Source organism: Jannaschia maritima (assembly GCF_030973515.1).
Taxonomy (GTDB): Bacteria; Pseudomonadota; Alphaproteobacteria; order Rhodobacterales; family Rhodobacteraceae; genus Jannaschia; species Jannaschia maritima.
In genome coordinates, this window is record NZ_JARGZA010000001.1 from 313,685 (window position 1) to 334,804 (window position 21,120).

12 protein-coding genes are annotated in these 21,120 nt (G+C 68.6%); all 12 read right to left on the minus strand.

Translation table 11 applies throughout. The features are described 5' to 3' along the window. Nucleotides 1-6: 6 nt before the first annotated feature. Complete coding sequence (gene mmsB / locus P0084_RS01600; RefSeq protein WP_308915037.1) at nucleotides 7-879, minus strand: 3-hydroxyisobutyrate dehydrogenase; 873 nt, start codon at nucleotides 877-879, stop codon at nucleotides 7-9. After that, nucleotides 876-1,925, minus strand: a complete 1,050-nt coding sequence (locus P0084_RS01605; protein ID WP_308915038.1) for an enoyl-CoA hydratase/isomerase family protein — start codon at nucleotides 1,923-1,925, stop codon at nucleotides 876-878. The genes mmsB and P0084_RS01605 overlap by 4 nt, the downstream gene beginning before the upstream one ends. Further along, nucleotides 1,922-4,099 (minus strand): malto-oligosyltrehalose synthase, encoded by a 2,178-nt coding sequence (gene treY, locus P0084_RS01610; protein ID WP_308915039.1) that lies wholly within the window; start codon nucleotides 4,097-4,099, stop codon nucleotides 1,922-1,924. The genes P0084_RS01605 and treY overlap by 4 nt, the downstream gene beginning before the upstream one ends. Then, nucleotides 4,096-5,790: a malto-oligosyltrehalose trehalohydrolase gene (gene treZ, locus P0084_RS01615; RefSeq protein ID WP_308915040.1), complete on the minus strand. Its 1,695-nt coding sequence runs from the start codon at nucleotides 5,788-5,790 to the stop codon at nucleotides 4,096-4,098. Before treZ ends, treY begins: the two co-directional genes overlap by 4 nt. After that, a complete protein-coding gene (glgX, locus tag P0084_RS01620; RefSeq protein ID WP_308915041.1) occupies nucleotides 5,783-7,882 on the minus strand; it encodes a glycogen debranching protein GlgX in 2,100 nt (699 codons plus the stop codon). The genes treZ and glgX overlap by 8 nt, the downstream gene beginning before the upstream one ends. Beyond that, complete coding sequence (gene glgB, locus P0084_RS01625) at nucleotides 7,875-10,091, minus strand: 1,4-alpha-glucan branching protein GlgB (protein WP_308915042.1); 2,217 nt, start codon at nucleotides 10,089-10,091, stop codon at nucleotides 7,875-7,877. The genes glgX and glgB overlap by 8 nt, the downstream gene beginning before the upstream one ends. Then, nucleotides 10,088-13,402: a maltose alpha-D-glucosyltransferase gene (gene treS, locus P0084_RS01630; protein WP_308915043.1), complete on the minus strand. Its 3,315-nt coding sequence runs from the start codon at nucleotides 13,400-13,402 to the stop codon at nucleotides 10,088-10,090. Before treS ends, glgB begins: the two co-directional genes overlap by 4 nt. Continuing rightward, the gene (locus P0084_RS01635; protein ID WP_308915044.1) at nucleotides 13,399-15,405 is read right to left on the minus strand and encodes an alpha-1,4-glucan--maltose-1-phosphate maltosyltransferase; all 2,007 of its coding nucleotides are present in this window, start codon (nucleotides 15,403-15,405) and stop codon (nucleotides 13,399-13,401) included. Before P0084_RS01635 ends, treS begins: the two co-directional genes overlap by 4 nt. 184 nt (nucleotides 15,406-15,589) lie before the next feature. Then, nucleotides 15,590-15,922 (minus strand): VOC family protein, encoded by a 333-nt coding sequence (locus P0084_RS01640; RefSeq protein ID WP_308915045.1) that lies wholly within the window; start codon nucleotides 15,920-15,922, stop codon nucleotides 15,590-15,592. A gap of 88 nt (nucleotides 15,923-16,010) precedes the next feature. Next, nucleotides 16,011-16,352: a VOC family protein gene (locus P0084_RS01645; RefSeq protein ID WP_308915046.1), complete on the minus strand. Its 342-nt coding sequence runs from the start codon at nucleotides 16,350-16,352 to the stop codon at nucleotides 16,011-16,013. 109 nt (nucleotides 16,353-16,461) lie between these two features. Continuing rightward, nucleotides 16,462-20,406 carry an error-prone DNA polymerase gene (locus tag P0084_RS01650; RefSeq protein WP_308915047.1) on the minus strand — a complete coding sequence of 1,315 codons (3,945 nt, stop codon included), beginning with the start codon at nucleotides 20,404-20,406 and terminating at the stop codon, nucleotides 16,462-16,464. Next, nucleotides 20,397-20,984 (minus strand): imm11 family protein, encoded by a 588-nt coding sequence (locus P0084_RS01655; RefSeq protein WP_308915048.1) that lies wholly within the window; start codon nucleotides 20,982-20,984, stop codon nucleotides 20,397-20,399. The genes P0084_RS01650 and P0084_RS01655 overlap by 10 nt, the downstream gene beginning before the upstream one ends. Between the last annotated feature and the right edge of the window lie 136 nt (nucleotides 20,985-21,120).

Genomic DNA, 21,120 nt, shown 5'->3' on the forward strand with positions numbered 1-21,120 from the left:
TCGCGATCACTGCTTCCCACGCATCGACTTGAAGCGGGGCAGCAGCGCCGAGAAGTCGCGCCCGCCCTCGCCCCCGTCCGCCAGATCGCGGTACGCCCGCAGGGCGGTCTCGCCGGTCGCCACGGGCGACCCGACCGTCTTCGCGGCCTCCACCGCCAGGGTCATGTCCTTCAGCATCAGGGACACCGCAAACCCGGCGGCATAGTCCCGGTCGGCGGGCGATTCGGGACCCACGCCGGGCACGGGGCAGTTCGTCGTCGTCGACCAGCTCTGCCCCGACGAGGTCGATACGACGTCGTAGAACCGCGCCTCGTCCAACCCCAACGCATTTGCCAGCGCGAAGGCTTCGCAGGTAACGGCCATCGTGGCGCCCGTAATCATGTTGTTGCAGAGCTTCGCGGCCTGCCCGGCGCCCACGGCACCGCAATGGACCACCCGCGATCCCATCGCCTCCAACAGCGGACGGACGCGGTCGAGATGGTCCGACGCCCCGCCCACCATGAAGGTCAGCGTCCCGGCATCCGCTCCCACGGTCCCGCCCGACACGGGCGCGTCGAGGAACCCGATCTCGGCGGTACGGGCCAGCGCTGCGACCGCGCGGGCCGATTCGATGTCGACGGTCGAGCAGTCCACAAGGACGGCGCCCGGGGCCATCGCCGGCACAACCGTGTCCGCGACCGAGCGCAGGACATCGCCCTTCGGCAACATCGTCACCACCACCTCGGCCCCGCGAACCGCCGCGGCGGCGTCGTCGGCCGTCGCCACGCCCCCGGGCATCGCCGCCTGGGGATCGAACCCCGTGACCGAATGCCCCGCCCGTGCGAGGTTGCGCGCCATCGGGGCACCCATTTTGCCCGTCCCGATGAACCCGATCTTCATGTCCATTCTCCCATCTCGGTCGCTGCCCCCCATCCCTCGCCCGGGGGCAACGGTCGCAGCATGGCGGAAACCTCCCCCTCCGTCACGGCGTCCGGCCCCGCGTGATCCCACCTGGGTGCGTCGTCGCGATCGATCAGCCGCGCGCGGATGCCTTCGGCGAAGTCGCGGCCACCCGCGATGCGGGCTACGTAGCGATATTCGAGGTCGAGCGATGGAACGATGCCGGCATCGGGGTTCAAGCGCCCCTGGATCGCCAAGGCGCAGGCCATCGCCAGGGGCGCGTTCCGGTCCAGCGCCGTCCGCACGATCCGGGCCGCCGGACCGTCGGCCCGGACCAGAAATCGGGCCAGATCGCCCAGAGACGCGGCCAGGAACAGTTCATCGACCTCCGCCCGCAATCCAGCCAGGGTTCCGCCATCCGCAGGCACACCTTCGATGATCGCGACGTCGCCGCCATCGGACAGCGCGTCCTTCAGTCCGTCCCAGCCGCCCGGGACGTACGTGTCGGCGAACCCCGCCCATACGGCATCCGCCGCCGCCATCGGGCGTCCCGTGATCCCCAGGAACATGCCCATCCGACCCGGCGCCCGCCGCAGCAGCCGTGACGATCCGACGTCCGGCACCAGGCCAAGGCCGCATTCCGGCAACGCGATGCGGGAGGTATCGTCGACGATCCGATGGGAGGCATGACATCCCAGCCCGACGCCACCCCCCAACGTAAGGCCGTGCAGGAATGCGACGACCGGCTTCGGATAGGCGGCGACCGTCGCGTTCATCCGGTACTCGTCGCGCCAGAACGCCCTGACCGCGTCACCATCGCCCGCGACCAACGCGGCATGGATCGACGAAAGGTCCCCGCCCGCACAGAAGGCGCGGTCCCCCGCCCCGTCGATCAGGACCAGCGCGATCGCGTCGTCGACCGCCCAATCCAGCAAGGCACGTTCGATCGCGACGACCATGTCGCGCGTCAGCGCGTTCAGCGCGTCCGCCCGGTTCAGCGTGATCCGCCCCGTGCGTCCTTCCCGCCGGATGCGGACCTCGCTCATTCCGACCAGTCGAGCGCCGCCGCCTGCGGGCCCATCGCGGACGGCGGCCAGATCGTGCCGCCGCCGTCCAACGGCGAACCGTCCAGCGAGACCGTCACCCGCATCGCATCGCCGCGCACGAAGCCCAGCCGGCCCGCGGGCACCGCGATGGGGTCGTATCCACCATTGAGGAACGCCTCCGGCCGCTCCCGGCGGAGCCGCAGGACGGTCCGTGTCAGCGAAAGCTTGACCGCATCGACACCGGTCCCGCCGCCGGCCAGCAGGTCGTCGAAGCCGACCGCTCGTCGGTTGTCCGGATCGGTCAAGGTTCGGGATGCGACCTCCGTCCCCTGATAGATATCGGGAATGCCCGGCACCGTCAGCTTCAGCGCCGTCTGAGCGATGGTGACGTGGTCGGCCCGATCGGCGGCCTCTTGCAAATCCACGGGGATGGTGGCGAACCGTGCCCCCACCGCGTCCGCCGCGGCCAGGATCGGTTCCTCGAACGCCCCGTTGGGTGCGGGCCAGACCGTGTCCTGCTTGGCTTCCCGCATCGCCTTGATCATGTGGTCCCGCAGGCGGGGGGCGGCGTCCGGCTCCCCTGCAAGCGCCCAGGCGCTCTGAGCGAGGTACCACCGCCATGCCGGCGGAAGGTCTTCGGGCACCTCCCGGAGAAGCCGGTCGCGCAGGTCGGGCTGATGGCTCAGGATGGTGATGCGCGCCCGCGCGTCTTCCGACCGCTTCGTGTCATGGGACGACGTCAGGGTAAGGGCGTGCGGCATCGCCCGCGCGCGGGCGGCCATGGCGTCGTGGAACGCGGCCACCTCCATCGCGGGATGATCCGGTTCGGACCCGACCTCGTTCGCCGCGAGATAGGGAACATAGCGGAAGAAGGCGGTGTCCTCCTGCGCCTTGGCGATGGCGGCGCCGGTGACCTGCTGGATCCGCACCCGCAACCGCGCCCCTTCCGGTCCGCACAGCGCGTCCGCGAGCAGCGGCAAGGCCCCCGGCATCGGTCGTCCAGCAGCCGCGCGGGCGGCGGTGTCGCGGATAAGCGTGGCGTCCCGATCGGATACATGGTCGGCGGTCGCATAGCTGCGATACCGCGGAAAGGCGCAGACATACGCGACGATGGCGGCGCGCAGATCCTCGTACCCCCATTCGGTCCCGGGTACGGCATCGCGGAACATCCCGGTCAGTTGTCGCAGTTCCGCCGTCAGTTCCGTGGTGACGATCTGCCGCTTGGCCTCGTCCCGGACGGCGACGAAGTCCAGCGTGGCACCGAGGTCGCGGTCGAACGCGTCCTTCAGAATGGCCTCGCCCTCGGGATCGGTCAGGACCCGCGCGATGGATCGCGCCGCGTGATAGCCCGTCTCCCCCTCGACGGGCCAGTCGGCGGGCAGGGTTTCGTCGTCTGTCAGAATCTTCTCGATCCAGATCGGCACGTCGGGCAGATCCGCGCGCAGCCGACGCAGATACGCGGCCGGGTCGGCCGGTCCGTCCACGTGATCCACGCGCAGCCCCTGCACCAGCCCCCGCCGGATCAGGTCGAAGGTCAAGGCATGCATGTCGCGGTACACGGCGTCGTCTTCGATCCGCATCCCGATCAGGCCGGTCACGGCGAAGAAGCGTCGATGGGTGATCGCGCCGTGCTCGGTGCGCCAGTCGGTCAGCCGCCAGGCCTGCGCATCGTGGACCGCGGCCACGTCCCCGTTGGCGGGCGCGATGGGAACGGCCAGGTCGCCCACCTGCATCACGTCGCCGTCGATCGTGGCCTTCGCCGGATCGAAGGGTTCGTCCAGCCACGGCAGCCGCAGGCGACCTGCAGCCCAGTCGATGTCGAAATGCCGGGCATAGCGCGACGCCTGACCATGCCGCAGGACATCGCGAAGCCAGGGATTGTCCAGCCCGAAAGCGGTGTGGTTCGGAACGATGTCGATGATCAAGCCCAGCCCCGCATCCTCGCATTCGGCCGCCAAGCGCTCGAACCCATCCATCCCGCCCAGCACGGGGTCCACCTCGCCCGGATCGGTGACGTCGTAGCCATGGGTCGAACCCGGCTGCGCGGTGAAGATCGGGGACAGGTACAGATGCGATGCCCCCAGATCGGCGATATGGGGCACCAAGGCACGGGCGCGGTCGAAATCGATCCCCTCGCGCAGTTGTAGGCGATAGGTCCCGGTCGGAAGTCTCATCGAAGCACCATCAGGCATGTGAAGGGTCCGCCGAGGGCCGTGGCGTCCCCATGGATCGCGTCGCCTTCGACCGGAGGAAGGGACATGGCGGCACCAGTCGGATTGACCCGGGCCTGCAGCACGCACCCCGCCAGGCGCCAGTCCACCGCGATGCCGCCCTCGGGCCCATCCAGCACGCGCCCACCGGTGGCCTCGGGATCGTCCAGCAGGGGCCGGACATGACGGCGGCGAACGTCCAGCAGACCGCGGATGCGGTCCAGGTCGGCCTGTGCCGCCGCCCCGTCCCGCACGGACCAGTCCAGCTTGGCGGACGCGAACGTGCCGGGGTCGATCGGATCGGGAACGTCGCTGTCGGCGAAGTCCTTGAAGTCCGCGAACTCGGCCCGCCGCCCCTCGCGCACGATGCGGCCGAGATCACCGTCGAAGCCCGCGAAGAAGGGGAACGGATCCGTCGCGCCCCATTCCTCACCCATGAACAGCAGCGGAACGTGGGGTGACAGCAGCAGGAACGCCTGCAGGCAACGAAGCCGGCGCGGATCGACGCCTGCCGTCAATCGATCGCCCCGCGCGCGGTTTCCGATCTGGTCGTGGTTCTGCAGGAAGTCCACGAACGTCGTCGGATGCACGTGGCCCGACGGCACGCCGCGTCCGCCCTCGCCCTGCTCGGCGAACCCTTCCGCGGCTGCACGGGCCAGATGACGAATAGGGTCGGCCGCGAAGGGGGCATAGTACCCTTCCCCCTCGTCCGTCAGGACGACATGGGCGGCGTTGTGCCAATCGTCGTTCCATTCGCCGTCCATGGGGCCGCCGTGGTGCAGGTGGACGACGTTTCTGTTATCCTCGGTGGTCAGCCAGGCGCGGGGATGGCGCGCGCGGACGGCGTCGCCCAACTCGACCAGCAGGTGCGTGGGCGACGGGTCGACGATCTGGTCGATCGCGTCCAGCCGAAGCCCGTCGATGCCGAACTCGTCCATCCAGTAGACGGCGTTCCCCACGAAGAAGTCCCGGACGGCGGCCTGGGTGAAGTCGATCCCCGTGCCCCACGGCGTCGTCCGGTTCGCATCGAAGAAGCCCGGCGCATAGGATGCCAGGTAGTTCCCGTCCGGTCCGAAGTGGTTGTACACCACGTCGAGCAGCACCATTAGCCCCCGGTCGTGCGCCGCGGCGACGAGCGCGCGCAAGTCGTCCGGCGTGCCATAGGCCGGATGCGGTGCATAGGGCAGCACCCCGTCGTAGCCCCAGCCCCTGTCCCCGCCGAACTGGGCGATGGGCATGATCTCGATGGCGGTGAAGCCCGTCGCGGCGATGTGGTCAAGCACCGCGATCGCGTCCCGGAACGTGCCGCCGGGCGTCAGCGCGCCGATGTGGCATTCATAGATGACCGCGTCCGCCCAGGGGCGGCCCGGCCCCCGCGACGGCGCGGCCGGCGTGCACAGCACGGACGGCCCATGGACGTCCCCCGCCTGTCGCCGGGACGCCGGGTCGGGGACGCGCAGGCCGTCCGGCAACGCGAACGCATATTCACAGCCGGGTTCGGCGGGCGTCGAGGCGCCCCACCAACCGTCGCCCCGCGCCTCCATCGGCACGGACCGCCCGTCCAGGATCAGGTCCATGCTGTCGACCCCCGGGGCCCAAAGGCCGAAATCGACGCCGTTCTCCCCGATCCGCGGGCCCCAATGTCGATCAGTCATCGGCGGGCGGGAACGGCTGGAACGGCGCGATCCCCTCGTACAGGGTCAGGCTGCGTGCATCGGCGGAAACGTGCGGCCCCTCGGGCGCGCCGGTGGGTCGCACCTCGGCCCGGCCGGTGACGGTGTCGACCAGTCGCAGCCACGCGCCGTCGGGCAGCGCCTGCCGGACGGCGTCCGTTCCGGCGTTCAGGACCAGCAGCAAAGGCTTGTCCGCGGCACCCTGAATCAGAAGCGTCAGGATGCGGCGGTCTGGATCGTGCCAGTTCTCCGGCGTCATCGGGCCCCCGTCCGTGCGCAGCCACGTGACGTAACGGTGTTCGGGGTTGCCGTCGTGCGAATGAAGGAACCGGTTGAAGGTCAGCAGCGGGCGATTGGACCGGATGTCGATGACGGCCCGCCAGAAATCCTCGAACGCGTCGGGCTCGCCCGTCCAGGACAGCCAGTTCATCGCTCCCATCTGGCAATAGGCGTTGTTGTTGCCGTCCTGGCTGCGCCCCCGCTCGTCCCCCATCAGGACCATCGGCGTGCCCTGGGACAGCAGGAGCGTCGCCATCAGGTTCCGCCGCTGGCGATCACGGATCGCGTTGATCCCGGGATCGTCGGTCGGCCCTTCGACGCCGTAATTGGCGGACAGGTTGTGGTCGTGACCGTCGCGGTTCCCTTCCCCGTTCAATTCGTTGTGCTTGGCGTCGAAGGACACCAGGTCCATCAGCGTGAACCCGTCATGCGCCGTCACGAAGTTGATGCTGGACCAGGGCCGGCGTCCGTCGTGCTCGTAGATTTGGGCCGAACCCAGCAGCCGGTCGCCCATCGCCTGGGCCTGGCCCGCATCGCCCCGCCAGAACGCCCGGACCGTGTCGCGGTACTGATCGTTCCATTCCGCCCAGCCGGGGGGGAAGTTACCGACCTGATAGCCGTTCGGCCCCGTGTCCCAGGGCTCGGCGATCAGCTTGACCTCCGACAGGACGGGGTCCTGGGCGACGGCCTCCAGGAACGGGGCATGCGGGTTGAACTGGTCGCGGTCGCGGCCCAGCGTCGATGCAAGGTCGAAGCGGAACCCGTCGATATGGCAGTCCTCGACCCAATACCGAAGCGAATCCATCACCATCTGAAGGACTCGCCGGTTGCCGAGGTCCAGGCTGTTGCCCGTGCCGGTCGTGTCGAACGTGTACCGCTTGTCATCGCCCAGCATGTAGTACGAGGCGTTGTCGATGCCCCGGAACGACAGCGTCGGGCCCATCTGGTTGCCCTCCGCCGTGTGGTTGTAGACCACGTCCAAGATGACCTCCAATCCCTCGTCGTGCAGTCGGCGGACCAGCAGCTTGAACTCGTCGATGTTGCCGTCCCGAACCAAGTAGCGCGACGCGGGTGCGAAGAAGCCCAGCGTGTTGTACCCCCACCAGTTGCCCAGGCCCCGCGCCAGGAAGTCGCGGTCGTCGTGGAACGCCTGCACGGGCAGCAGCTCGATGGCCGTGACGCCGCGCTCCCTCAGACGGCGCACGACCTTCTCGTCGGCCAATCCTTCGAACGTGCCGCGCAGCGGCTCGTCGATCCCGCCGTATCCCCTAGTCAACCCGCCGACATGCGCCTCGTACACCACCGTCTGCGCCCAGGGCGTGCGGGGGTGGCGGTCAGCGCCCCAGGTATAGGCCGGATCGACGACCACGCATTTCGGCATCACGAACGCGCTGTCGCGGCGGTCGAAGGACAGGTCCCCGTGGCGGCTGCCCACCCGGTACCCGAACATCGCGTCGTGCCAGCGCAACGGCCCCTTGTGGGCCCGCGCATAGGGGTCGAGCAGCAGCTTGTTGGGGTTGAACCGATGCCCCGCCTCCGGCGCGTACGGCCCGTGCACGCGATAGCCGTACAGCTGTCCCGGGCGGACCCCCGGCAGATAACCGTGCCAGACTTGGTGCGTGTTCTCCGGCAATGGAATGCGCGCGACCTCGCGGCGCCCGTTCTCGGCGAACAGGCACAGCTCGACCTTCGTCGCGTGGGCCGAGAACAGCGCGAAGTTCGTGCCGGACCCGTCCCAGGTCGCGCCGAGGGGGGTCCCCGACCCCGCCTCGACGCGGAAATCCGCATTAGCCATCCAGCACGCGACCCTCGGGCGTCAGAACGACGACCGCCAGGGGGGGCAGGTCGACCGACAGGGACGCGGGCTGCCCATGCGCTCCGTCCTGTCCGGCGCGGATCGTTCCGGCACGCGCTTCGCCCGTGCCGCCATAGCGGGCGGCGTCGGAATTGAACGCGACCGTCCAATCTCCGTCATGCGGCACCCCCATCCGGTAATCGTCGCGCCAGACCGGCGTCATGTTGGCGGCGACGACCGCCGGGGCCACGCCGTCGCGACCCAGGCGCAGATAGGTGAAGACGCTGTTCTCCGTGTCGCCGCCCTCGATCCAGCGGAAGCCGGCCGGGTCGCAGTCGAGTTGATGGAGCGCCGGCAGGGCACGGTACAGCCGGTTCAAGTCCGCGATCATGGCCTGCAGGCCCGCATGATGGCGGTCCTCCAGCAGGTGCCAGTCCAGACTGCGATCATGGCTCCATTCGCGGACCTGTCCGAACTCGCCACCCATGAACAGCAGCTTCTTTCCCGGATGGGTCCACATGAACGACAGGTACGCGCGCAAGTTGGCGAACTGCTGCCAGGGGTCACCCGGCATCTTGCCCAGCAGGCTGCCCTTGCCGTGCACGACCTCGTCGTGGCTCAGCGGCAGGACGAAGTTCTCGCTGAACGCGTAATGCAGGCCGAAGGTCATCAACTGGTGGTGGTACTTCCGGTTGACCGGGTCCTCGGCCATGTAGTTCAGCGTGTCGTGCATCCACCCCATGTTCCACTTGAAGTCGAACCCTAGCCCGCCCTCGGCGATGGGGTGCGACACGCCGGGAAACGCGGTCGATTCCTCCGCGATGGTCGCGCCGTCGGTACGCTCCGCGATCGCCGCGTTGGTGCCGCGCAGGAACGCGATGGCGTCCAGGTTCTCCCGCCCGCCATAGGCATTGGGGATCCATTCGCCGTCGTTGCGCGAATAGTCGAGATACAGCATCGACGCGACCGCATCGACGCGCAACGCATCGACGTGGAACTCCCGCACCCAGTACAGCGCACTGGACCGCAGGAAGTTGGCCACCTCCACACGGCCGAAGTTGTAGATCAGGGTGTTCCAGTCCTTGTGGAATCCCTGTCGCGGGTCCGCGTGCTCGTAGAGCGCCGTTCCGTCGAACTGCGCCAGCCCGTGCTCGTCCGATGGGAAGTGCGCGGGCACCCAGTCCATCAGCACGCCGATGCCGCGCCGATGCAGCACGTCCACCATCGCGGCGAAGTCGTCGGGGCTGCCGAACCGCGCCGTCGGGGCGAACATCCCGATCGGCTGATACCCCCAGGACGGCGTATAGGGATGCTCGGACAAGGGCAGGAACTCGACATGGGTGAACCCCATCTCGTCGGCATAGTCGGCCAGCATCGGGCCGACCTCGGCGTAGGGCAGCACCCGGTCGCCGTCGCCCCGCCGCCACGACCCCAGATGCACCTCGTAGATGCTGACCGGTTCCCCGCGCAGGTCGCCTTTGGGGCGGCCCGTCCAGTCGCCGTCCTTCCATTCGTGCCGGGTCCGGCCGTCCACGATGGATCCGGTGCCGGGGCCTTCCTCCATGCGGAACGCGACCGGATCCGCCTTCAGGGGCAGCAGGTTGCCATACGTCCCCACCACCTCGAACTTGTAGAGGTCGCCGCGCGTCATGGCGGGCACGAACAACTCCCACAGGCCACCGCCCAGACGCTTGCGCATCGGATGGCGGCGCCCGTCCCAGGCGTTGAAATGGCCCACCACGCTGACCCGGCGGGCGTTCGGCGCCCAGACCGCGAAGGACACGCCGTCCACGCCGTCATGCGTGACCGGATGCGCGCCCAAGCGGGTCCACAGCTCCTCGTGCCGGCCCTCCGCGATCAGGTACTCGTCCATGTCGCCCAGGATGGGGGGGAAGCGGTACGGATCGTCCTTCGTCCATTCGGCGTCGCCCGCCATGCAGCGCAACCGATAGGGCACGACCGACGTCCGCTGGCCCACCGGCCCGGCGAAGAACCCCTCCGGATGCAGGCGCGGCAACTCGGCCATGACCTTGCCCTTTGGGTCCACGACCTCCACCCGCGCCGCGTCGGGGGCGAAGGTGGCGACGTGCAGCCGCCCGTCGACGACGCGCGGCCCGAGGATGCCGAACGGGTCGCCATGGCGCCCGCGGACCACGGCCTCCACCAAGGTGGGGTCGAAGACGGGGTCGGCGAGGGTCGCTTCGGTCAATGGACTTCTCCGTCATCGCCGTCGCCGTCCAGAATCGCCAGCATTCCCCGCAAGGGAATGCTGATCCAGCCGGGACGGAAGTTTCGCTCGTAGTCGATCTCGTAGGCGCATTTGCGGATCAACCACAAGTCGAGCATCGCGGCCTCGAAATCCGCGTCCGGGGACAGCGGATGACCTTCCATCGCCTCGCGATAGGCAGCGAGGAACCCGCCCGCCGTGGCGTCCCGCCAGCGTCCGATCTCGGCCAGGGCCACGGCCTCGTCCGCCCCGGCCTCCAACCTGCGGAAGAGCGCCGTCCACAGCGCATAGTCGAAGCTGCGCAGCATGCCCGCCACGTCCCGCAGCGGCGACGCCTTCGCCTGACGTTCCGCCAGGGCGCGCGCCGGCTCCCCCTCGAAGTCGATGATCGCGACGTCGCCCTGCGCGATCAGGACCTGCCCCAGATGGTAATCGCCATGGACCCGCGCCAGCTTGCCCGATGGCGTCATCTCCGCCGCCCGCGACAGCCGGGCCAGCAGGTCGTCGCGGCGATCCTTAACCTGCCGGGCCAGCGCCGCGCCCACCTCGTCGTCCAATGCGGACGGGTCGAGTGAGTCGATGAACCCCGCGACCTCGCGGCGGCTGTCCTCGATCAGTGCCCGCAGCGCGTCGGCATCGACGTCCTCCGCACCGAACGCGTCCTCGCCCGATGCAAGCGCTTGGTGCATCTCCGCCGTGCGCTGTCCCAGTAACTGTCCCAGATCCAGCGTGCCCAGCATCAATGGCCGCTCGCGGGTGGATTCCGCGCCCATCTCGCGCGTCTCCATCTCGCGGTTCAACGCTTCCAAGACCCAGGTCCAGGCGTCGCCCTGGTTGGGCACATAGGCCGACACGGCGGCCAGCACCGTTTCCGTCCCATCGTCCGCCTGCCAGGCGACCGTGCCCAGAAGGGGCGGCGTCTGCGCGAAGTCCGTCCGCTCCGTCAGGAACCGTCCGACCTCGATGTCGGGTTGCAGGCCGGGCCGCACGCGGCGGTAGAGCTTCAGGATCAACTGATCGCTGAACGCGACGGAGGCGTTGGACTGCTCCGCCCCCAGGAGGCGCGGCTCACCGGGATCCTCGATCGCGGCCAGCCCGTCGGTGGACCGGAAGACGACCTCGCCCCCCTGACCGGGAACGGTTCGGTTCTCCCGCAGGGCGGCCAGGATCGCTTGGCTGGTGGCTTCGTCGACCGCGCCGTCGATCAGCGCGCCGACCACGTTCGCGCGGCGCAGCTTCGCTAGGGTCGCGGGAAGGCGCGGCCCCATCGTTAGGGCGTCCTCGCCCCAGGTCGCGGCCAACGGCAGGAAATAGCTTTGCCGCTCGTCGCCCAGATCGACGTCCGCGATGGCCAGGGTCTGCGCCCCGTCCGACAGCGGCGCCAACTGGCGCAGCGATACCTTCGGCTGTCCACCGCCCTTTCCCGCGAACCAGCGTTGCAGCTTCAGGTACTCGGGCAGGACATTGGCCTCGAACTGCTTGCCTTCGCGGCCCGAAAGCGCCGTGGCCAGCGTTCCGTCGCGCGTTGTCAGCGTGGTGAAATCAGGCAGCACGGCGCTGGTGGGCGTATGCCATGCGGGCGCCTCCTCCTCGTCGGCCAGGACGAACCAATAGAAGCCGTAAGCCGGCAGCGTAAGCAGGTACGGCAGCTCGCCCACCGGCGGGAACGGCGACTGGCCGATCAGCTCCACGGGAACGCGCCCCTTGTAGCGCGACAGGTCGATCTCGACGGCCTGCGCGCTGCGCGACAGGTTCGCCACGCACAGCACCGCCTGGTCGTCCGGCTGGCCGGCCTCCACGTCCTTCTGCCGACGGATGTAGGCCAGGACCTTGCGGTTCGACGGATAGAGCAGGTCGATCTCGCCGCGGCCGAACACCTCGTGGCGCTTGCGGACCGCCACCATGCGCCGCATCCAGTTCAGGTACGACGACGGCGATTCCGACTGCGCCTCGACGTTCACGCCTTCGTAGCCGTGGACCGGATCCTGGATCACCGGCAGGTACAGCTTCTGCGGCACCGCGCGGCTGAACCCCGCATTGCGGTCGGCGGACCACTGCATCGGCGTGCGCACCCCGTCCCGGTCCCCCAGATAGATGTTGTCGCCCATCCCGATCTCGTCGCCGTAATACAGGATCGGCGTGCCGGGCATCGAGAACAGCATGCTGTTCAGCAGCTCGATCTTGCGCCGGTCGTTCTGCATCAAGGGCGCCAGGCGGCGACGGATGCCCATGTTGATCCGCGCCCGCTTGTCGGCGGCATACGTTTCCCACAGATAGTCGCGCTCGCGGTCCGTCACCATCTCCAGCGTCAGTTCGTCGTGATTGCGCAGGAAGATGCCCCACTGGCAATCTTCCGGGATCTCGGGCGTCTGCCGAATGATGTCGGTCAGCGCGTGCCGGTCCTCCTGCGCCACGGCCATGTACATTCGCGGCATCAGGGGAAAGTGGAACCCCATGTGGCATTCGTCCCCGTCCCCGAAATAGGGGCGAGTGTCCTCCGGCCACTGGTTCGCCTCCGCCAGCAGCATCCGACCGGTGTAGTGCGCGTCCAGGTCGCGGCGGATCGCCTTCAGCACGTCGTGCGTCTCCGGCAGGTTCTCGTTGTTGGTACCGTCGCGCTCCACCAGGTAGGGGATCGCGTCCAAGCGCAGGCCGTCCACCCCCATGTCTAGCCAGAAGTGCATCACCTCCAGCACCTTCGCCAATACATCGGGATTGTCGAAGTTCAGATCCGGTTGGTGATCGAAGAAGCGGTGCCAGTAGAACTGCTCCGCCACCGGATCCCACGACCAGTTGCTGTCGTGGGTGTCGTTGAAGATCACCCGCGTCTTGTCCATCCACTTCGTCGGATCGTCCGACCAGACGTAGAAGTCACGCTCCGGGCTGCCCTTGGGCGCGCGTCGCGCGGCCTGGAACCACTCGTGCTGGTCGCTCGTGTGGTTGATGACCAATTCCGTGATGACCTTCAGGCCGCGACGGTGTGCCTCGTCCACGAAGGCCCGGAAGTCGTCCAACGTCCCGTATTGCGGGTTCACCGCCATGTATTCCGCGATGTCGTACCCGTCATCGCGCAGGGGGCTGGGATAGAACGGCAGGATCCACACCGCCGTGGCGCCCAGGGACTGAATGTGGTCAAGCCGGGACATCAGCCCGGCGAAGTCGCCTATCCCGTCGCCGTTGCTGTCCTGGTACGCCTTGACGTGGCACTGATAGATGACCGCGTCCTTGAACCAGTCCTCCGGCGTCTGCGTCGGGTCGGCGGCGGTGAGGCCGAGGGGGCTCGCGTCGTTCATCGGGGGGCTCCGGGGGGAAGAAGGCGCCAGATCGCATAGGGGCGTTCGGACGGATCCAGCGTCAAGGTGTGGGACTTGCCGTGCCACGTGAAGGCGTTGCCGTGGATGACGTCCTGCACCTCGACCGACGCCGCGTCGGGCAGGTCGAACGCCCACAGCGGCACGTCGAACCCGAAGGTCGACCCCGCATGCGGGTCCAGCAGCACGTGGAACAGTAGATAGCTGCCCGTTCGGTCGTCGAACCGCCCGTAATACAGGACCCGGTCGTCATGCGCGGTGAAGAACCGCAGGTTCGTGAAGTCCCGCATCGCGGGGTGTTCGCGGCGGATCCGGTTGATCAGCCGCACGTCGTCCTTGATGTGGCCCGGCGCGTCGAAGTCGCGGGGCCGCAACTCGTACTTCTCGGAATCGAGGTACTCCTCGCGGCCCGGCACGGGCGCGGCCTCGCAGAACTCGAACCCCGAATACAGGCCCCAGTTGCCTGCCAGCGATCCCGCCAGGATCGCGCGCGTCCGGAACCCCGCCCGCCCCGAACTCTGCAGGAAGACCGGGTTGATGTCGGGCGTGTTGACGAAGAAGTTGGGCCGCATCGTGTGCCGGCACTCTTCCGTCGTCAGCTCGGTCAGGTATTCGGTCAGCTCGACCTTCGTGTTGCGCCAGGTGAAGTAGCTGTAGGATTGGTTGTACCCCACCTTCGCCAGCCGCTTCATCACCTTGGGCCGCGTGAACGCCTCCGCCAGGAACACGGTGCCCGGAAACTGCGCGCGGACCTCCGCGATGATCCACTCCCAGAACGGGAACGGCTTCGTATGGGGGTTGTCGATGCGGAAGTTCGGCACCCCCCGCGCGGCCCAGAACAGCAGCATGTCGCGCACCGCCACCCAGAACGGCAGGTTTGGGCTGCCGTCGTCGTTGTAGTAGCGGAAGTTGACGATGTCCTCGTACTTCTTCGGCGGGTTCTCGGCATAGGCTATGGACCCGTCGGGCCGCCATTCGAACCAGTCGGGATGCTGGGCGATCCACGGATGGTCGGGGCTCGCGTTCAGGGCGATGTCCATCGCCAGGTCCAGGCCCTTCTCGCCCGCTGCGGCGACCAGCGCGTCGAAGTCGTCCATCGCGCCCAGACGAGGATGCACGTCCGTGAACCCGCCCTCGGGCGACCCCACGGCATAGGGCGAGCCCACGTCCTCGGGTGTGGCATCCAGGCTGTTGTTCTTTCCCTTCTTGTTCTTCGAGCCGATCGGGTGGATCGGCGGAAAGTACAGCACATCGAAGCCCAGGTCGGTGACGTAATCCAGATGACCGATCACGTCCCGGAACGTGCCGTGCGCCCCGTCTTTCCCCAGCGAACGGGGAAACAACTCGTACCAGGCCGAGAATGCCGCCCCTTCCCGGTCCACCCAGACGGGCAGCTCGCGGTCGTATGTCGTCGGGTTCGCCCGCGGCCCGATCCGTTCCATCAACGCGGCCGTGTCGTCGGACAGCAGCGCCGCCACGGCGCCGTCCCCTGCGGCGGCCTTGCGCAATGCCCTCAACGCGCGCCCGTCGGCCCCCTTCGCCTCCGTCGCGTCCAGGATCGACCGCGCCTCGATCAGCTCGACCGACAGATCCTGGCCCACGGCGTGCTTCTTCGCCGCGCCATAGGCCCAGGTCCCGAACAGGTCGCGCCAAGCGATCAGCGTGAACCGCGCGGGACCCACGGCGTCGAACGTGACCTCCGCCTCCCACCGGTCGTTGACGACATGGACCATCCGCGTCTCGGCCAGGGCCTTGCCCTGCCCCGCCAGCACGGCGGCGCCGATGACCTCGTGCCCGTCGGAGAAAACGTCCGCCCGGACCGTCATGGGACGCCCCGCGACGCACTTGGCGGCGAAGCGCCCGCCGTCGATCTGCGGGTCCACCCCCTCGATCACCAGCCGCGTCTCGGCCAGGGTCTTCGCGACGTCCAGGGATTTCGACGTGGGTTTCTTCGGCGCGCGGGGCCGTTCGGTCGTCTTGCTCATGGATTCCCCATCGTGGTCGTGGGGCCACCCGCCGTCGCGACGCGCATGCCTCGGACGTCAACGATGGCGCACGGCCTTCGGGTTCCCCGTTAACCGATTGTCCGCGCGAAAGCGAAGGCGCGGAACCCCGAAGGGTGGCTTTGCACGGATGCCGGGGCCGGCCGGCACAGCGGCCGAAGCCGCCTCAGCCCTGTCGCAGGCCGAACCTTACGCCTTGCGGATCGAGGCAGGTCGAGAACCGACCGAAGCCAGGCTCCTCCGGCGTGGGGTCGTCCGCCGTCCCGCCCAGGTCGCGCACCCTTGCCACGGCCGCTTCGATGTCCGGCACATCGAAATAGACCACGATCGCCGGGCGGTCGTCGCCCCCGTGCAGACCGGTCTTTATCGCGCCGCTGTCGAACCACCCGCCGTTCTCCATCGGCGTGAAGGTCCAGCCGAACAGGTCGGCGAAGAAGGTTCGGGCGCGGGCGTCGTCGGGCGCGCCGATCTCCAGATGGGCGGGGTGGGAAGTCGTCATGGTGGCGTCCTAACGCGATGCGGTTCGCTCCCCCATGGCGCATGACCGGTCCGACCGTCCAGCAGCGATGCGCGGGGCGGCGACGCCCCTACCCCTCCTCCCGCGTGACCCACACCGCCATCTCCGTCCCGCCGGGTTCGCGGAACTGGAACCGCCGCCCGCCGGGAAAGTCGAACGGGTCCACCGTCACCTCGGCCCCCGCCGCCGTCACCGCCGCCAGGGCGGCGTCCAGGTCGGCCGCGCGCAGCACCACCAGGGGCGCGCGCGGATCCCCCCGCGCGATCCCGCCGCCCAGGCCCGCGCCCTGCACGTCGCGGTAATCGGGGCCGTAATCGACGAACGACCAATCGAAGGCCTGGGCGAAGAACCTCTGCGTCGCCTCCAGGTCGGGGCTGGTGAACTCGACGTAGTCGATGGGAAGGTCGGTCATGGGCGTTCCTTTCGGTTCGAGGTCGGGGCTCGGAATAACGGCGCATCATCGGTTTGCCAGGCCGATAGGGCCCTCGTGTCCCGGCCCGGGGCGCACGTGATCTCCATCCCTAATGGAAGTCACGCGACTTCGGGATCACCCGCGCGTCGCGGGGATGGGTGCGGGGCATGTCGGGCCTAGGTAGCGCGTCCACCTGACCGGGGATCGGGTTCGTCGGATGGTCGCCTCGCGTGGTGATGGCGCGCAGCGTGTCCTCCGACAGACGGTCCAGGGCGTCGGTGCGGTCCACGATCTCGCGAGCGACGACGTGGATCACCGTGCCGTCGGTCTGCACCTGTCCCCGCACGGCCATCAGGCGGGACCGCATGATCGTGCCGCGATAGCGGGCGAACAGGTCCTTCCAGACGACCAGGTTGATGACGCCGGTCTCGTCCTCCAGCGTAATGAAGCAGACGCCCTTGGCGCTGCCGGGCTTCTGGCGCACCAGCACCAGCCCCGCGACCTGCACCTGCGCCCCGTGGCCCCGGTCCGGCAGGGCCGCGGCGGGGGCGAAATGCTGCCGCGTCAGGGACGTGCGGAAGAACGACATCGGGTGGGCCCGCAGCGACAGCCGCGTCGTGCGATAATCGGACACGACCTCCTCCGACGGGGGCATGGGCGGCAGGGCCACGGGCGCGTCCGGCCCGGTGTCGCGGGCATCGGCGGCGTCGAACAGGGGCGCGGGCTTGGGCTTGTGCTGGCCCAGAACGTCCCACATGCCGGCCCGCCGTCCGGCCGACAGCCCGCCCAGCGCGTCGGCCGCGGCCAGCCGCTTCATCGTGCCCGCATCCAGCCGCGCCCGGCGGCGCAGATCCTCCACGTCGGCGAAGGGCCGCTGCGCCCGCGCCGCCACGATCCGGGTCGCCGCGTCCCGCCGCATCCCGTCGATCATCCGCAGCCCGAGGCGGAGGGCGTGATACCCGTCCCCCGCCCCGCCTCCGGCTCGATCCATGCCCCCGGCCGTTTGGGAAGCATCGTCGCCGTCATGCGCGAACGGTCCCCGGCCGGGTCCGGGCCGTGGCGATCCGCCGTTCCCAACGTTCGATCCCCTACCCGGTTCGCCGCCGGGCGGAACGTCCCGGTCGGTGCCGGCGGCGCGCTTCCGGTCGTGGCCCTCGGGTCCGGTGGCATGGACCACACCCCCGCCTGGAACCCCATCCGTGCCAAGCGGAATGCGATCATCGAGAACCGTACCCGGTGGTCCGCCCCGCGGACCGCCGGACGCACCCCCCGGTCGCGACGGACCCGCAACGCGGGACGGCTGCCCCGGGAGCGACGCCTCGTATGCGCGGGGGGCGTGCGAGGGGGCGATGGCCGGTCCCGCAGGGACGGGTCGATCCGAGGGATTGACCCGAGGCCCGGAGCGCGATCCGCCCTGCGGATCGCCGGATGCACCCCCCGATCGCGATGGACCCGCATCGCGGGAGGGTCGCTCCGGGGGCGACGTCGCGTATGTACGGGGAGTGTACGGGGGGTGTACGGGGGGTGTATCGCTTGTTTCGCCCCCCAGCGTGCAATCCCAATTGCTGACGGTGACGTCGACGGGATGGATCTCCACTCCGTTCTCGCGCGCATCTCGGACGATCTGGGCGGGCGCATAGAACCCCATCGGCTGCGAATTGAGCAATGCGCAGGCGAACACGTCCGGGTGGTGACATTTCATCCAACTCGACACATAGACCAGTTTGGCGAAGCTGGCCGCGTGGGATTCGGGAAATCCGTATTCGCCGAACCCTTCGATCTGGCTGAAGCATTTCGTCGCGAATTCGCGGTCGTATCCCCGCGCGACCATGCGTTCGACCATGCGGGCCTTGTGGTCCTTCACCTTCTCGCCCCTGTCGCGGAACGTGGCCATGGCCTTTCGCAGCTTGTTCGCCTCGGCCGAATTGAATTCCGCCGCGACCATCGCGATCTTCATCGCCTGTTCCTGGAAGATGGGAACGCCCAGCGTCCGACCCAGGATGTTCTTCAGTTCGTTCTGATCGTATCGGGGCCCCGGCGTCGGATAGTCGAACACGATGCCCGGATTCGCCAGCATCGCGCGGCGACGCGCTAGGTACGGATGGACCATGTCGCCCTGGATGGGTCCCGGCCGGACGATCGCCACCTCGATCACCAGGTCGTAGAAGACGCGCGGCTGCAGCTTGGGCAGCATCGCCATCTGCGCCCGGCTCTCGACCTGGAAGACGCCCAGCGATTCCCCCCGGCACAGCATGTCGTAGGTCGGGCGCGGCACCCCGTCGGGGTACAGGTGCTCCTTCGGCACGCTGGCCAGGTCGTGGTCCACGCCCTTGTGCCGGCGCAGCAGGTCGAACCCCTTGGCCAGGCAGGTCAGCATCCCCAGCGCCAGGACGTCCAGCTTGTAGATGCCCATCGCCTCCACGTCGTCCTTGTCCCATTCGATGAACCGCCGGTTGGGCATCGCGCCGTTCCCGATCGGCACCATCCGCGTCAGGGGGCCGTCCGTCAGGACGAAACCGCCCACGTGCTGAGACAGATGGCGCGGCAGGCCGATCAGCTGGCGTGCCAGGATCAGCACGCGGCGCAGCAGGGGGTCCGCCAGGTCCAGCCCCGCCTCCTTCACCCGGTCGTCGCCCACGCCGTTCTCGAAGTGGCCCCATACCGTTCCGGCCAGCCGGGACGTCACGTCCTCCGTCAGGCCCATGACCTTTCCGACCTCGCGCAGGGCGGACCGGGGGCGGTAATGGATCACGGTCGCGCACAATCCGGCGCGATCGGCACCGTACTTCCGATAGATGTGCTGGATCACCTCCTCCCGGCGCTCGTGCTCGAAGTCGATGTCGATGTCGGGCGGCTCGTTGCGCTCCTCCGACAGGAAACGCTCGAACAGGACGTCGAATTCCTGCGGATCGACGCTCGTGATGCCCAGGCAATAGCAGACGGCCGAATTGGCGGCCGATCCGCGGCCCTGGCACAGGACCGGGGGATCCAACTCCTCCGTCGCGTACTTCACGATGTGATGGATCGTCAGGAAATAGCCCGAAAGCCTCTTCTTCTCGATCATGCGGAACTCCTTCCGCATCAGCCGCCGGACCTTCTTGGGAACGCGGGCGGAATACCGCGCATTGGCGCCGATCCATGTCAGCCGCTTCAATTCCGACAGCGGCGTGGCGCCCGCGGGGACCATTTCGCGCAGGTATTCGTAGCGCAGATCCTCCATCCGGAACGCGATCCGATCCGCCAATTCCCGCGTCGACCGCACCGCATGCGGCCAATCCGCGAAAAAGCGCACGATTTCGGTGGGTGCCTTCAAATGCCGCTCCGCATTCGCCTGCAACAGATATCCGGCCTGCATGACGGTCGTCTTTTCCCGGATGCAGGTCAGAATGTCCTGCAACGGACGACGCTCCGGCAAATGGTACGCGACGTCGTTCGTAGCCAGGATCGACATTCCATTCCGCCGGGCGATGTCGTCCAACCTGTTGATCCGCGCGCGGTCGTCGCCGCGATAACGGAAGGAAGCACCTATATGGGTCGGTGTAATCCGCCGTGACAGGCGCGCCAATTCGGATTCGAACGCATCCAGATCTTCGCCCGGCATCACGATCAAATGCAGCCCTTCGGCGGCATCCCCCAGCATATCCAACGTGATCTGCGTGACGCCCTTCTCCTGCCATTTCCCGTCCGGCGTATTCATCTTTCCCGCAGACAACAATTCGGTCAATCGTTCATAGGCCCGTTTGTCCTGCGGATAAGCCAGCAGCTCCGCCCCGCAGGTCAGGACCAGGCGGCATCCGATCAGGGCATCCACCTTCGCCGTGCGCCCTTCGGTCCACATGCGCACCACGCCCGCCAGGGTGTTGCGATCCGCGATGCCGATGCGGTCATAGCCCAGCAAGTTCGCCGCGGCGATCAGGTCGCAGGGCTCCGACGCGCCGCGGAGGAACGAGAAGGCGGATGCGAGGCCGAACTCCACGAACGGCGCCCTGTCGTTCTCGTGGAACGGGTTGTCCGCGGACAGCGTCCGCTTCGGGATGGAGTCGTTCAGCGGCACGGGTCGCATCCCATGTCGGCAGGCAGGTCCCCGGCCAAGGCGGCGGAGCACAGCAGCACGGGCTCGGTCGGCGCTTGGTCCCACCACAGGTGGGCGTCCGGCATCCGGTCCGGGTGGATCGCCACCCGCCCCGTCACCGTGACCCGCGTCACGCCCCCCAGCGTGGGGTCGGGACGTACCGTGCGGGTGTCGCTGCGGTCCAGGTCGATGGCCGTGGCGAAGGCGCGGACGATCAGGCCATGCCACCGCCCCGCGTCCCGCCCGTCCGCATCCGTGACGGCGACGGGCCAGAACCGGTGGCGCGCCCCGTCATGCGCGGCGATGCTCCGCGCCACTGCGTCCGACGTCAGCATCAGGCCGGTGCGCAGGCAGACCAGGCTGCTTCCCGGGACCACGCCCCGCCCCAGGACCACGTGGCGGGGCAGCCGCGCGTCCGCCAGGGTCGCGCCGTCGTCGTGACCGTGGAAGGCGCGCAGGGCGGCGACGGCAGTGCCATCCAGGGCCGCCTCCTCCCCCCAGCCGCGATCGGACGCCACGATCCGGGTCGGATGCAGGCGCCAGGCGGCGGGTGCGGTCATGGGAACAGTCCGTGCATGAACCAGCGCGGGGGCAGCCCCCGCGTGTCGTCGCCGCGCCCGTCGCCCGCGACGCCGTCACGGTAGATCCAGTACCGCCGCCCTGCCGCGTCCTCGATGCGGTAGTAGTCGCGCAGGC

What these genes read in the sequence shown, in the direction of transcription:
- mmsB (WP_308915037.1), bottom strand. Translation starts at nt 879, where the DNA reads ATGAAGATCGGGTTCATCGGGACGGGCAAAATGGGTGCCCCGATGGCG.
- P0084_RS01605 (WP_308915038.1), bottom strand. Translation starts at nt 1,925, where the DNA reads ATGAGCGAGGTCCGCATCCGGCGGGAAGGACGCACGGGGCGGATCACG.
- treY (WP_308915039.1), bottom strand. Translation starts at nt 4,099, where the DNA reads ATGAGACTTCCGACCGGGACCTATCGCCTACAACTGCGCGAGGGGATC.
- treZ (WP_308915040.1), bottom strand. Translation starts at nt 5,790, where the DNA reads ATGACTGATCGACATTGGGGCCCGCGGATCGGGGAGAACGGCGTCGAT.
- glgX (WP_308915041.1), bottom strand. Translation starts at nt 7,882, where the DNA reads ATGGCTAATGCGGATTTCCGCGTCGAGGCGGGGTCGGGGACCCCCCTC.
- treS (WP_308915043.1), bottom strand. Translation starts at nt 13,402, where the DNA reads ATGAACGACGCGAGCCCCCTCGGCCTCACCGCCGCCGACCCGACGCAG.
- P0084_RS01635 (WP_308915044.1), bottom strand. Translation starts at nt 15,405, where the DNA reads ATGAGCAAGACGACCGAACGGCCCCGCGCGCCGAAGAAACCCACGTCG.
- P0084_RS01640 (WP_308915045.1), bottom strand. Translation starts at nt 15,922, where the DNA reads ATGACGACTTCCCACCCCGCCCATCTGGAGATCGGCGCGCCCGACGAC.
- P0084_RS01645 (WP_308915046.1), bottom strand. Translation starts at nt 16,352, where the DNA reads ATGACCGACCTTCCCATCGACTACGTCGAGTTCACCAGCCCCGACCTG.
- P0084_RS01655 (WP_308915048.1), bottom strand. Translation starts at nt 20,984, where the DNA reads ATGACCGCACCCGCCGCCTGGCGCCTGCATCCGACCCGGATCGTGGCG.